Below are 13,002 nucleotides of genomic sequence, written 5' to 3' on the forward strand. Positions count from 1 at the left end.
GAGGAGCTGACGCCCGTGCCCGAAGGCCACATCATCCACCGCCTGGCCGCCGAGAACCGGAAGGCCTTCGGCGGCCGCCCGGTGCGGGTCTCCAGCCCTCAGGGCCGGTTCGCCGACGAGGCCAAGGTGATCGACGGGCAGCTGCTCACCGCGACGGAGGCCACCGGCAAGCACCTCTTCCTCGGCTTCGAGGAGGGCGCCTGGGTGCACGTCCACCTCGGCCTCTACGGCGGCTTCACCTTCGGCACCGGCCCGGCGCCCGAGCCGGTCGGGCTGGTCCGGCTGCGGCTGGAGAACGAGGACGGCTACGCCGACCTGCGCGGTCCCAACACCTGCGCGCTCGTCACCGAGGAGCAGAAGGCCGCCGTCGCCGCCCGGCTGGGCCCCGACCCGCTGCGCGCCGACGCCGACCCGGAGGCCGCCTGGCGCCGGATATCGGGCAGCCGCACGACCGTCGCCGCGCTGCTGATGGACCAGAAGGTGCTGGCCGGAGTGGGCAACGTCTACCGGGCCGAGGTGCTGTTCCGCCACGGCATCGCCCCGCACCGGGCCGGGCGCGAGATCACCCGTCGGGAGTGGGACGCGGTCTGGGCCGACCTGGTCGCCCTGATGCGGGAGGGCGCCACCGCCGGGCGGATCGACACCGTCCGCCCCGAGCACACCCCCGAGGCGATGGGCCGCGCGCCCCGGGTGGACGACCACGGTGGCGAGGTGTACGTCTACCGGCGGGCCGCCATGCCCTGCCTGGTCTGCGGCACCGACGTGCGGACGGAGGAGCACGCCGCCCGCAACCTGTTCTGGTGCCCGACCTGCCAGGCGGCGTGAGCGGAACCGGCCGGGACGCGCGCTGCCCCGGGACGCGTGCCGCCCCGTGTCGTAGGCAGCGCCGCTGACCTGCGACGATGGGTGTCGCGCGCGCCGTGACGCGTGCCCTGTCCGTACGGCCACGTGTGAACGTGGAGCGAAAGGAAGTCCCATGATCTTCATTACGGTCAAGTTCCCGGTCCGCCCGGAGCGCGCCGACGACTGGCTGAGCCTGGTCGACGAGTTCACCCAGGCCACCCGCCAGGAGCCCGGCAACCTCTTCTTCGAGTGGTCCCGCAGCGTCGACGACCCCAACGAGTTCGTCCTGGTCGAGGCGTTCCGCGACGGCGAGGCGGGCAAGGCGCACGTGGAGTCGGCGCACTTCACCAAGGCCATGGAGGAGCTGTCGTACGCGGTGGCCGCCAAGCCGCGGATCGTCTCGACCGAGATCCCCGGCATGGACGGCTGGGCGGAGATGGGCGAGATCACCCCCCGGTGACCTGAAGCTCCCTCCGGTCGGGTGCCCAGCCCGTAGGCTGGGGCCCGGCCGGTCGGAGGGAGCAGGCGGATGGAGCGGCGCGAGGTGTCCAACACCGTGTCGGGTGCCACGGTGGGCGGCCACGTGGTGCAGGCCGGGACCATCGGATCGGTGCACTTCCACGATCGGGAGCCGCTGCCGAGGCCGCGTCAGATCCGCCCGCCACGCGGTCCCTTCGTCAACCGGGAGCCGGAACTCGCCGCGCTGACCCGGGCTTTGGGTCGGGCCGAGGAGGACGGGCTCGGGGTCGTGGTGTTCACCGGCCTCGGCGGGGTCGGCAAGACCGAGCTGATCGCCAAGTTCGCCAGGGACCACCGGGAGCACTTCCCTGACGGGGACCTCTACGCCGACCTGAAGGCCTACCGGCACCACGGCGGGGTGGACCTGCCCGGGTTGCTGGCCGGCTTCCTGCGTGCCCTCGGCATCGAGCCCCCGGTCGTGGAGGCCGAGCGGTTCACGGCGTTCCGCACCGCCACCGCCGAGCGCCGGTGCCTGTTCTTCCTGGACAACGTCGAGCACGCCGCGGAGGTCCGCGCGCTGCTCCCGTCCAGTGGACTGGTGGTGGTCGCGAGCCGACGGCGGTTGCCCGCGCTGCGGGCGGACGGTGCCGAGGTGCGCCGGCTCGGGCCGCTGAGTGCGACGGCGGGCGCCGAACTGGTGCGCGGCTGGGTGGGCTCCGGGCGGGGCACCGACGGGGAACTGGCGGAGCTGGTCGAGCTGTGCGGCGGGCTGCCGCTCGCGCTGAACGCGGTCGGGAGCCAACTGCTGGACCGGGACAGCCTGCCGGTCGGCCGGGTGGTGGCCGAACTGCAGGACCGGGAAGGCGGGTTGGCGATGCTGGAGGACGAGGAGAGCGATCTCGGCGCGACCTACGACCTGGTCTACGAGCGGCTGTCGGCGCGGGGCCGGGCGCTCTATCACCTGATCGGCGTACACCCCGGCCCCTTCGTGTCCGCCGAACTGGCGCGCGCGGTCGGCGTCGAGCGGGCCGAGCATGCGATCGCGGAACTGCGTGACGTCCACTTGCTGGACGAGGTGGTGGACGACGACGAGGGTGAGAACCGCTACCGGGCCCACGACGTGGTGCGGCTGCACGCCTACGGCCGGACCCAGGAGCTGCCCGACCGCGGGGCCCTCCTCGCCGCTGTCGTGGCGTACTACCGGGGCCGGGCGTCGGTCGCCGACCGTGCGATGGCCGCGAAACGGCTCCGCCTCCAGGACCCGAGCGGTGACGAGCTGCCCCGCTTCCCCTCCGACACCGCCGCGCTGGAGTGGCTGTACGCCGAGCGCGCCAACTTCCGCGCGGTGGTGGAGTCGGCGGCCGAGCAGGGGTGGCACGGCGAGGTGTGGCGGCTCTGCGAGTCGCTCTGGCTGCTGTACCACGACCGCAAGCTCTACCAGGACTGGATCGCCACCCACCGGATCGGCGTCGAGTCGGCGCAGTGGGACAACCAGCCCGCCGCCGTGGTCCGGATGCGCAACCAGCTGGCCCGGGCCTACCACGAGCGGAAGGAATTCCGGCTCGCCGCCGAGCAGTTGGCGCTCGCCACGGAGCAGGTGCCGCTGGTGGCCGACCGGCAGGTGCTGGGGGTGCTGTACGAGACGGACGGTCTGCTCTGCCTGGCCGACGGCCGTCCCGGCGACGCGGTGGAGCGGTTCACCCTGGCCCTCGCGGAGAACCGGGGCGACGAGCACGGCGAGATCGTCCAGAGCTACAACCTGGCGCAGGCGCTGATCGCGGACGGGCGCGCGGAGGAGGCGCTGACCGTGCTGGCCGGGGCCACTGATCAGGCCGAGCGGACGCAGGACGTCGACATGTTGATGAAGCTGCCGCTGGTCCGGGCCCGGGCCCACCGGGCGCTGGGGCAGCTGGACCTCGCCCTCGCCCAGGCCCAGGACTGCGCCCGGCAGGCCAGGCATCGGAGCCAGTACGCGAAGGAGGCGCAGGCCCACACCCTGCTCGCCTCCCTCGCCGAGGAGCGGGGCGACGAGGAGCTGGCCGAGCGCAGCCGTGCGCGGCTGCGGGAGCTGCAGGGCTAGACGCGTTTCAGGGCCCGGTGCGGAACGACACCCGGGTGCGGTGCTCGCCGGTGCGGACGGTGAGCCCGTGGTCGGGGAGGGCGGCCGGGGCGCCGCCCTCGGCGAGCCAGCAGGCCACGGCCGAGCCGAGCAGCAGCGGGTCGATCGCCGGGTCGGGGCGGTTCCAGTCCGGTTCGGCGCGGGCTTCCAGCAGCAGGCCGGTGCGCAGCCGGAGCAGGTGGCGGGCCGGGCCGAGGGCGGCCACCGCGACGGCGAGGCCGGGGAGTTCGGCGGCGGTGTCGGCGAGCCAGCGGGCGGCGGGGAGTTCGGCGTGCACCTCGGTGCGGGCGAGGACCTCGGCGGTGTAGCGCAGGGCGTCGCCGGGGTGGTCGTCGGTGAGGGCGTGGAAGCCGCGCGGGGTGTGGCCGTCCGGGTCGAAGGGGTAGCGCCGGAGGCTGACGTCGGTGCCCTCGCTCCGGCCCTCGACGTCGTACGCGGTGGGTCCCTCGGTGGCGGCGGGGTGCGGGACGGGCTTGGGGTAGGGCGGCAGGGCCGGTTCGTCCCGGGGTTCGTCCAGCTCCTTCAGGAAGGAGTAGAGCAGTGGGCGCAGCAGGCGGGCGGACTCGCCGCGGTGGGCGAGCGACCGGTCGGTGATGTCGCTCAGGTCGGCCGGGTCCCGGGCCAGGGCCAGTTCGAGCTGGGCGGTGAGGTCCCCGTCGGGGTCGAGGACGGGCGCGGCCTGGCCGAAGGCGTAGCCGGGGGAGCGCGGGTCGAGTTCGGCGGCGCCGGTGGCGACGAGCAGGGTGCGGTGGTCCAGGGCGGCGCCGTAGACGGTGACCGAGCCGTGGTCGCCGATCACGCAGTCGGCGGCGACGAGCGCGGCCTGCCAGCCCTGGTGGGGCGGGATCAGGCGCAGGCCCATCCGGCAGGCGGCGGCGAGCAGCGCCTCGGGGTCGTGGCGGCTCCACACGTTGGGGTGCAGGACGACGGCCACCGTGTACTCGTCGGCTGGCAGTTGGCGGACCAGCCGCTGGGGCAGGTCGGGGTGGCGGCCGAATAACGAGTGTTCGCTCCAGGTGGAGCTGACGACGACGAGCCGTCGGCCGCCGACGGCGCCGAGCGCGGCGCGGTAGCCGTCGCGGGAGCGCCGGCTGCCGAGCATCCGGTCGAAGCACGGGTCGCCGACGACCTGGGCGACGTCCAGCGCCTCGGGGCAGGAGTCCCGCAGCCGGTCCAGCTGCTCGGGGTGGGAGAGGCCCAGGACGTCGACGAACACCCGTCCGCGGTGGGTGAGTTCGTTGCGGGACAGGCCGGCGGCGCTGACCGTGTCGCCGGTGGACTCGGTGACCAGGCGGTTGTAGCCGGCGCCGTGCGGGAGGACGACGAGGCGGGCGTCCAGGCGGTGCATGGAGGAGTGGACGGCGCAGGCGACGGCAAGGTCGAAGCGGCGGCGGACGGCGTCCTCCCAGTCCAGCACGGTGAAGCCGGACAGGCCGTGCAGGTACTCGTCCAGGGCGCGGTCGGCGAAGGCGGAGCCGGGGTTGACGGTGAAGTAGCGCTCGATGCCGTCAGGGCTCAGCAGGGTGAGGACGTCCAGGACCCGGGTGGCCGAGGTGAGGGTGCGGGCGACCGCCAGCACGCGGGCCCTGACCGGTCGGGTGTTCCAGCGGTCGGCGGGCCAGGCGTGGGGGTGGGACGGCACAGCATGATCGTACTCATCCGGTCGGGCCGCGGCGCGGTTCCGAGTGCGGGTCAGCCCGCGGCCGCGCTGGGCTCGTGGTGCTCGGCGGCGGCGCACTCGTCGAGCAGGGGGCGCATGGCCTCGTCCACGAGCCGGTAGCGCACCACTCGTCCGTCCCGGTCGCCGGTGACCACGCCGGCCGTGCGGAGCAGCCGCAGGGCCTGGGAGACGGCCGGGTCGCGCATGCCGGTGGCGACGGCGAGATCGCTGACGGCGAGCGGGCCGGCCCGATGGAGGGCGAGCAGCAGGGCGAGCCGGCCGGGGTCCGCGAGCAGGGAGAACCGCTCGGCCCAGGACCGGACGTGCGCGGGCTCGCCGATCGCGGCGATGGCCTCGCAGACCCGGTGTCCGTCGATGGTGCGGTGGCCCGCGCGGTCCTCCGGTACGAGATGCATGCGGACATTCTCGCAGGCAGGGGCCTGTGATCCTGGACACCTGCGCAGGTGCGCAGCCTTGCATGGGTCGGGGCGGGGCCCTACGGTGTTCCCCGCCGTGGTGCTCGGGAAGACCGGTGACGGACCCTCAGGGGTCCCAGCCCGGAGCGGCCCTCGCCACTGTGATCGGGTCGCTCCTCCGTCCACGGAGGAGCGTCGTCCGCACCCATGAAGCCACTGGGCGCCTCGTGCGCCTGGGAAGGCGGGTGCGGGTGTTCCCGTCAGCCAGGAGACCGGCCACGGCAGCTCACGAGGTTTTCCACGAGGTGCTGGAGCGTGATCCGCATGACCCTGCCCGAAACCGTTTCCGCCGGGACCGGACCCGGCCCCGCCGCGCTGCCCACCTTCAGATGGCGGCGCGAGGACACCGTCCGTACGGCCGGGCTGATGGCGGTGATCGTGGCCATGCACGTGGCGGCCTTCGGCACGCTGATCTTCCTGGTCGCACCCGAGCGGTACGCGGTCGGCACCCAGGTCTTCGGGGTGGGCCTGGGTATCACCGCGTACACCCTCGGCATGCGGCACGCCTTCGACGCCGACCACATCGCGGTGATCGACAACACCACCCGCAAGCTGATGGCGGACGGCAAGCGGCCGGTCTCGGTGGGCTTCTGGTTCGCCCTCGGGCACTCCTCGATGGTGGTGCTGATGGCCGCCCTGGTGGCGGGCGGGGCGCAGCTGGCGAACACGCTGATGGACGACGAGTCGCCCACCCACAAGTGGCTGGGCGTGGTCGGGACGACGGCCTCCGGCGCCTTCCTCTACCTGATCGGCGCGCTCAACCTGGCGGCGCTGCTCGGCATCCTCAAGGTGTTCCGCTCGATGCGGGCCGGGCGGTTCGACGAGAAGGAGCTGGAGGCGCACCTCGACTCGCGCGGCCTCATGGCCCGGGTGCTGAACCGGGCGACCCGTTCGATCACCCGGCCGGGGCAGATGTTCCCGGTCGGCATGGTGCTGGGCCTGGGCTTCGACACCGCGACCGAGGTCACCCTGATGGTGATGGCCGGCTCGGGTGCGGCCTCCGGGCTGCCGTGGTACGCGATCGTCTGCCTGCCGCTGCTGTTCGCGGCCGGGATGAGCCTGTTCGACACCCTGGACGGGACGTTCATGAACTTCGCGTACCAGTGGGCCTTCGCCAACCCGGTGCGCAAGGTGTACTACAACCTGACCATCACCGGTCTGTCGATCGCGGTGGCCTTCATCATCGGCACCATCGAGCTGGTCGGGGTGCTGCACGAGAAGCTCGACCTGACCGACCCGGTCACCGGGTTCATCGCGGACATCTCGCTGGACAACGTCGGCTACGCCATCGCCGGGCTGTTCGTGGTCGTCTGGGCGATCGCGATCGGGTACTGGAAGCTCGCCCGGGTCGAGAAGCGCTGGACGCCTGACAGCCCGTGACCGGGCGGCCGCCGGCCTCCGAACACGTGGAACGGCGCCTCCCCGAACCCGGGGAGGCGCCCGCGGCCCGCCCGTTCCCGGACACCGGGTCGGCGCCGAACGACGCGCCCGGGTGGGGGAGCGGGGAGCGGGGTGCGCGGCGCGGTCGCGCGGGGGCGTGCAGGGGGCACCGGGGGTTCTGTCGGGGGCGCTCGGCGGGCGGTTCGGGCCGGGGGTTCGTAGGCTCGACGCATGGCGGATGCGTACGCGGGGCGGCGGGAGCGGGTGAGGGAGCACTGCAGTGCGGCCGGGGCCGACGCGGCGCTGATCACCCGTGCGGCGAACGTGCGGTACCTGACGGGCTGCGCGCCCTGCGGGGCGAGTCTGCTGCTGACCAGAGAGCGGGCCCTGCTCGCACTGCCGGACGACCTGCCGCCGGACGACACCGGCGAGCACCTGATCGCCCCGGACGTCACCCGGCTGCCGGTGGCGGGCGGGTCGGACACCGCGCTGGCCGCCGCGTCGGCCGCCGCGCGCTCGGGGGTGGCGGGCCTGGCGGTGGAGGAGCACGACCTGACCGTCAGCCGGCACCGGGCGGTCGGCGGCCTGACCGAGGGGGCGCGGCTGATGGACCTGGGCCGGACCGTGGAGCGGCTGCGGGTGGTCAAGGACGAACGCGAGATCGCCGACCTGCGGATCGCCGCCGAGATCGCCGACCAGGCGCTCGGCGAGCTGCTGGAGTCGATCCTGGTCGGCCGCACCGAGCGGCACCTGGCGATGGAGCTGGAGCGCCGGATGATCGACCACGGCGCCGACCGGGCGGCCTTCCCGGTCTCGGTCGGCACCGGCAGCCACTCCGGCCAGGCCGCCCACCAGCCGACCGACCGCCGGGTGGAGGAGGGCGACTTCCTGACCGTGGTGATGGGCGCCCAGTACCGCGGCTACGGCGTCTCCACCGCCCGCACCTTCGTGATCGGCGCCGCTCCCGCACCCTGGCAGGTGGAGCTGCACCGGCTGGTCTTCCGGGCCCAGCGGGCCGGGCGGGAGGCGCTCGGACCAGGGGTGGAGCAGTGCGTACCCGACCGGGCCGCCCGGCAGGTCCTGGAGGCGGCCGGCCACACCGAGGCCTCCCCGCACCCGGTGGGCCACGGCATCGGGCTGGAGATCCGGGAGGCCCCGCGACTCGGTCCGGCGGACATGGGTAAACTGGACAGCCGCGTACCGGTCACCGTCGGCCCAGGGGTCCACCTCCCGGGCAAGGGCGGAGTCCGGATCGAGGACACGCTCGTCGTGCGCCCCCTCGAAGAGGGCGGGCCCGAGCTGCTCACCATCACCACCAAGGAGCTCCTCGCCCTGTGACCGCGGCCCCCGGGCCGTGGGCGGCAGGACGCACCCCTTGGTTCCTTGACAGCTATATCCAGGAGTAAGTGCGCCCGTGGCTTCCACGAACGATCTCAAGAACGGCATGGTCCTCAAGCTGGAGGGCGGCAAGCTCTGGTCCGTCGTCGAGTTCCAGCACGTCAAGCCCGGCAAGGGCCCGGCCTTCGTGCGTACCAAGCTCAAGGAGGTCCTGACGGGCAAGGTCGTCGACAAGACCTTCAACGCGGGCACCAAGGTCGAGACCGCCAACGTCGACAAGCGCGGCATGCAGTTCTCGTACAAGGACGGCGAGAACTTCGTGTTCATGGACATGGACACCTACGACCAGCTGACCATCGAGCCGTCGGTCGTCGGCGACGCCGCCAAGTACCTGCTGGAGGGCTTCGAGGCCCTCGTCGCGCAGAACGAGGGCTCGGTCCTGTACATCGAGCTCCCGGCCGCCGTCGAGCTGACCATCGCCAACACCGAGCCGGGCGTCCAGGGCGACCGCTCCACCGGTGGCACCAAGCCGGCCACCCTGGAGACCGGTGCCGAGATCCAGGTCCCGCTCTTCGTCACCACCGGCGAGAAGGTCAAGGTCGACACCCGCGACGGCAGCTACCTCGGCCGGGTGAAGTAAGTCCGTGTCGGCCGCACGCAGCAAGGCCCGCACCAGGGCCTTCCAGATCCTCTTCGAGGCCGACCACCGCGGGGTCGACCCGCAGCAGGTCCTCGCCGACTGGGTGGCCCGCGCCCGCGAGCCCAAGCCCGACGAGGGCACCCCGCAGGTGGGTGAGTACACCATGGAGCTCATCGAGGGGTACGTCCAGCACGCCCGCCGCATCGACGACCTGATCGAGCAGTACGCCGTGGGCTGGACCCTCGACCGGATGCCGATCGTGGACCGCAACGTCCTGCGGCTCGGTGCGTACGAGCTGATCTGGGAGGACGGCGTCCCGGACGCGGTCGTCCTGGACGAGTCCGTCGAGATCGCCAAGGAGTTCTCCACGGACGACTCCCCGGCGTTCGTCAACGGCATGCTCGCCCGCTTCCTGGAGCTGAAGCCGGGCATCCGCCGGTAACAGGCGCCCCCGTGAACGGCCGCCGGACCCGAACAGGTGTCCGGCGGCCGTTCCGCGTTTCCCCCGGTCGGCGTAGGCTGTGGACCTACTTGTCAGTAACTTGACGTCCGGAACCACGCGTGAAGGGCAGGTCCCGCCACATGACCACGGCGACCCGCAGCGAGTTCGACCAGGGCATCGCCCTGACCAGGCACCCCGAGGAGGCCGGCCGCTACGAGGCCGAGCTCGGCGCCGGCTGGCAGATCGGCGGCGGGGTGAACGGCGGACTGCTGCTCGCCGTGGCCGGACACGCGCTGTCGCTGGAGCACGAGGCGCACCCGGACCCGGTGTCGATCAGCGGTTACTACCTGTCCGCCTCCACCCCCGGCCCGGCCACCGTCCGCACCGAGGTGCTGCGCACCGGCCGCGGCCTGTCCACCGGCACCGCCTCGCTCAGCCAGGACGGCGTCGAGCGGCTGCGCGTGGTGGCAAGCCACGGCGACCTCGCCGCCGCCGACGGCGAGGTGCGCACCAGCGCGCAGCCGCCGCAGCTGCCGCCGCCGGACCAGTGCATCGGCGTCGAACACGCGCCCAAGGAGCTGATCGCCCAGGCCGCCCTGCTGGAGCGGTTCGACCTGCGGCTGGACCCGGCCACCGTCGGCTGGGCGCTCGGACAGCCCTCCGGCAACGGGCGGATCCAGGGCTGGTTCCGGCTCGCCGACGGCCGCGAGCCCGACCCGCTGCTGCTCCTGCTGGTCGCCGACGCGCTGCCGCCGGTCACCTTCGACCTCGGCATGCCGGGCTGGGCCCCCACCATCGAGCTGACCGTCCACCTGCGCGCCAAGCCCGCGCCCGGCTGGCTTCGCGTCACCCACGCGACCCGCAACCTGGCCGGCGGCTACTTCGAGGAGGACGCGGAGGTCTGGGACGAGTCCGGCCGGCTGGTCGCCCAGTCCCGCCAGCTGGCCCGGGCGCCCCGGCCGGCCTGACCCGAGGCCCCGGAGGGGTCCGTATTACCGGTGGTTACATTCCTGTGACACGCCGTACGTGTGCGGCGCGCGCGGATGGGGAGGAAGACGGTCAGCGGCGAGCTCGTCGCCGACCGTCAACTTCACCCGACCGCCGAAGCCAGGAGCCATCGATGAGCCAAAAGGGGCGCGCCCGCCGTAACTCCGACTGCACCTCGGGCGGCTCGCGGCCCGTGGTGCGGGCTCCGCACCGGCCGCGGCCGGCCGAGGGGGCCGAGCAGGCGTTCGTCATCGGAGTGCTCACCAGCGCGGCGGACTTCGCCCGGGCCCGCGCCTGGGGGATCTCGGACGCCCCCGACCACGAGCGCTACCTGGCCGACACCGCCGACCTGCTGGCCGAGGCGCTGGAGCGGTTCGACTCCGTCCGGGCCCGGATGTTCCACCCGCAGGACTTCGAGGAGTTCTGCGTGCTGCACGGGCTGGACCCGGCCGAGCCCGCCGCCCGTGACCGCTACCTGGTCAACCCGGCCCTGCAGACCCAGCTGCTGTCCTACCAGGGCGAGGAGCTGGCCGGGGACTTCGTGCCGCGCCTGGTGCGCGCCCGGGAGAACGGGCTGACGCTCCGCCACGCCGACCTGCTGCTCGACGGGGGCCTGTACGGGGGCGCGGGCGCGCCCGACGAGGAGCACGCCGCCTGGGTGGGCGCCGCCTACCAGCGCGGGGGCGAGGTGTTCCGGCGGATGCTGGTCGGCGCGGGCGCCGGCGTGTACGAGCTGCGCCTGCGGGTGGACGCGCCCGGCGGGACGCTGACCGCCGCGGCGCGGGTGCTCCAGTGGGAGGACGGCGTGGTCCGGATCAACGACGAGGACCTGGAGCTGGTCTGCGCGGTGCTCTGCACCGGGCTGGCCCTGGAGCTGCCGGGCGTCGCGGTGCTGCACGGCTCACAGGGCTCGGCGGCCACCTGCGGGGAGTACCTGCCGGCCTCCTGGGCCTGGTCGAGCGGCGGCCAGGAGTGGGCGCCGGCCGACCGGCCGGTCCGGCTGGACGGCGTGGCCGCGCAGCCCGGTTACAGCCTGGGCACGGTCTGCTGACGCCCGCGCCGCGCCGCCGCGGTGCGACAACACCGCGGCGCGGCCCCCGAACCGGGGAGCCGCGCCGTGACGTTTCTGCTTGCCAGCACTACGGAAACGAGTGCTGGGCCGTCCCTCGATCCGCTGGCGGGAGCCGGTGCGGTGAGCCTCAGCTCGCGTCCTCCTCGCGCACCGCACGGCGCGCGTCGGGGTTCAGCACGCCCCAGGAGATCAGCTGCTCGGTGAGGATCGACGGGGACTGGTCGTAGATGACGGCCAGGGTGCGCAGGTCGTCCTGGCGGATCGACAGCACCTTGCCGTTGTAGTCGCCGCGCTGGCTCTGGATGGTCGCCGCGTAGCGCTGCAGCGGGCCGGCCTTCTCGGAGGGGACCTGGGTCAGTCTCTCCAGGTCCAGGACCAGGCGCGGCGGCGGCTCGGCCGCGCCGCCGGGGGTGCCGCCGGGCAGCAGCTCCTGCACCGGGACGCCGTAGAACTCCGCCAGCTCGGCCAGTCGCTGCACGGTGACCGCACGGTCACCACGCTCGTACGAGCCGACGACGACTGCCTTCCATCGCCCCTGGGACTTCTCCTCGACACCGTGCAGGGAGAGCCCCTGCTGGGTGCGGATCGCTCGGAGCTTGCCTCCGAGTTGCTTCGCGTAGTCGCTGGACATTGATCTCCCCGGACGAGATTGCTTCGCGTTCAGTGGTGGGTCACGGGCGATTGCCGACGTCGTTACCGGTGGGTCCGACGTCCGTCTCGTAACTCACTGTGAGGTTACGTAGAGTAAGGTAGATGCGTCAAGCCGAATGGGGCAGTCGTGCGAATGGCCCGCATCGTCGGCGCGTCCGGAGTGTTAACCCCGGGAAGCGGAATGATGGACTTCTGTTTGCGATCCGGCGCGCTGGTAGGATGACCCGAAGCCCACGCCCGGCCGGCGGGGGCCATCCCAGACATCCTTTAAGACCCGTCCCGTGAGGCGGGGAAGGAGGTCCGCTTCGGCATGACCACACACCATGAACCGACGCCCCGGCCACCGCACCAGGTGCTGGACGGCGCGGACATCGCCCGGGTCGTCACCCGGATAGCGCACGAGATCGTCGAGCGCGCCAAGGGCGCGGAGGACGTCGTGCTGCTCGGCATCCACACCAGGGGCGTCCACCTCGCCCGCCGCCTGCACGGCCGGCTGGCCCAGATCACCGGGCGCGAGATCCCGCTGGGCACCCTGGACATCACCATGTACCGGGACGACCTGCGGCTGAAGCCCGCCCGCGCCCTGGAGCACACCGAGATCCCGCCCGGTGGCATCGACGGCAAGCTCGTCATCCTCGTCGACGACGTGCTCTTCTCCGGCCGCACCATCCGCGCCGCGCTCGACGCGCTGAACGACATCGGCCGCCCGCGCGCCGTCCAGCTCGCCGTCCTGGTCGACCGGGGCCACCGCGAGCTGCCGATCCGCGCCGACTACGTGGGCAAGAACCTCCCCACCTCGCTGCGCGAGGCCGTGCAGGTGCGCCTGTCCGACAGCGACGGCGTGGACGCCGTCCTGGTCGGCGACCGCGACTTCGCCGTCCGCTCCTCGCAGGCCCTGGCCTCCCAGCCTTCCGAACCGCACCTCCCGGAGTGAC

General features: G+C 73.2%; 13 protein-coding genes and 1 riboswitch. Of the genes, 10 read left to right on the forward strand and 3 right to left on the reverse strand.

Annotation, left to right across the window (positions count from 1 at the left end; translation table 11 throughout):
* Positions 1–15: 15 nt before the first annotated feature.
* The 3 genes from ACWDBE_RS18715 to ACWDBE_RS18725 all read left to right on the forward strand — a co-directional run bounded on the left by ACWDBE_RS18715 (position 16) and on the right by ACWDBE_RS18725 (position 3,382).
* On the forward strand, positions 16–825 hold the full coding sequence (locus ACWDBE_RS18715) for an Fpg/Nei family DNA glycosylase (RefSeq protein WP_449789475.1): 810 nt from the start codon (positions 16–18) through the stop codon (positions 823–825).
* Between the two features lie 151 nt (positions 826–976).
* The gene (locus ACWDBE_RS18720) at positions 977–1,303 is read left to right on the forward strand and encodes a putative quinol monooxygenase (protein ID WP_449789474.1); all 327 of its coding nucleotides are present in this window, start codon (positions 977–979) and stop codon (positions 1,301–1,303) included.
* 84 nt (positions 1,304–1,387) lie between these two features.
* Positions 1,388–3,382 carry an AAA family ATPase gene (locus ACWDBE_RS18725; protein WP_449808565.1) on the forward strand — a complete coding sequence of 665 codons (1,995 nt, stop codon included), beginning with the start codon at positions 1,388–1,390 and terminating at the stop codon, positions 3,380–3,382.
* A 7-nt stretch (positions 3,383–3,389) separates the two neighbouring features.
* Here the strand turns inward: ACWDBE_RS18725 and ACWDBE_RS18730 are convergent, their stop codons facing one another.
* Both ACWDBE_RS18730 and ACWDBE_RS18735 read right to left on the reverse strand, forming a co-directional pair.
* Positions 3,390–5,063 carry a hypothetical protein gene (locus tag ACWDBE_RS18730; protein ID WP_449808566.1) on the reverse strand — a complete coding sequence of 558 codons (1,674 nt, stop codon included), beginning with the start codon at positions 5,061–5,063 and terminating at the stop codon, positions 3,390–3,392.
* Positions 5,064–5,113: 50 nt separating this feature from the next.
* Positions 5,114–5,497, reverse strand: a complete 384-nt coding sequence (locus tag ACWDBE_RS18735; protein ID WP_449789471.1) for an ArsR/SmtB family transcription factor — start codon at positions 5,495–5,497, stop codon at positions 5,114–5,116.
* A gap of 81 nt (positions 5,498–5,578) precedes the next feature.
* Positions 5,579–5,792, forward strand: a riboswitch (cobalamin riboswitch).
* Positions 5,793–5,821: 29 nt separating this feature from the next.
* On the opposite strand from ACWDBE_RS18735, the gene ACWDBE_RS18740 reads away from it, so the two are divergent.
* The 6 genes from ACWDBE_RS18740 (at position 5,822) to ACWDBE_RS18765 (ending at position 11,395) form a co-directional block, all read left to right on the forward strand.
* On the forward strand, positions 5,822–6,937 hold the full coding sequence (locus ACWDBE_RS18740; RefSeq protein ID WP_449789470.1) for a HoxN/HupN/NixA family nickel/cobalt transporter: 1,116 nt from the start codon (positions 5,822–5,824) through the stop codon (positions 6,935–6,937).
* Positions 6,938–7,168: 231 nt separating this feature from the next.
* The gene (locus ACWDBE_RS18745) at positions 7,169–8,275 is read left to right on the forward strand and encodes an aminopeptidase P family protein (protein ID WP_449789469.1); all 1,107 of its coding nucleotides are present in this window, start codon (positions 7,169–7,171) and stop codon (positions 8,273–8,275) included.
* A 76-nt stretch (positions 8,276–8,351) separates the two neighbouring features.
* Positions 8,352–8,915: an elongation factor P gene (gene efp, locus ACWDBE_RS18750; RefSeq protein WP_449789468.1), complete on the forward strand. Its 564-nt coding sequence runs from the start codon at positions 8,352–8,354 to the stop codon at positions 8,913–8,915.
* 4 nt (positions 8,916–8,919) lie between these two features.
* A complete protein-coding gene (gene nusB / locus ACWDBE_RS18755; protein WP_402406573.1) occupies positions 8,920–9,357 on the forward strand; it encodes a transcription antitermination factor NusB in 438 nt (145 codons plus the stop codon).
* Positions 9,358–9,497: 140 nt separating this feature from the next.
* Positions 9,498–10,325: a thioesterase family protein gene (locus tag ACWDBE_RS18760; protein WP_449789467.1), complete on the forward strand. Its 828-nt coding sequence runs from the start codon at positions 9,498–9,500 to the stop codon at positions 10,323–10,325.
* 152 nt (positions 10,326–10,477) lie between these two features.
* Complete coding sequence (locus ACWDBE_RS18765) at positions 10,478–11,395, forward strand: hypothetical protein (RefSeq protein ID WP_449789466.1); 918 nt, start codon at positions 10,478–10,480, stop codon at positions 11,393–11,395.
* A gap of 148 nt (positions 11,396–11,543) precedes the next feature.
* On the opposite strand, the gene bldD is transcribed toward ACWDBE_RS18765, so the two are convergent.
* Complete coding sequence (gene bldD / locus ACWDBE_RS18770) at positions 11,544–12,047, reverse strand: transcriptional regulator BldD (protein WP_030056198.1); 504 nt, start codon at positions 12,045–12,047, stop codon at positions 11,544–11,546.
* 330 nt (positions 12,048–12,377) lie between these two features.
* Between bldD and pyrR the strand changes: the two genes are divergently transcribed.
* A complete protein-coding gene (pyrR, locus tag ACWDBE_RS18775; protein WP_449789465.1) occupies positions 12,378–13,001 on the forward strand; it encodes a bifunctional pyr operon transcriptional regulator/uracil phosphoribosyltransferase PyrR in 624 nt (207 codons plus the stop codon).
* Position 13,002 lies beyond the last annotated feature (1 nt).

This window comes from Kitasatospora sp. NPDC001132 (assembly GCF_053598415.1).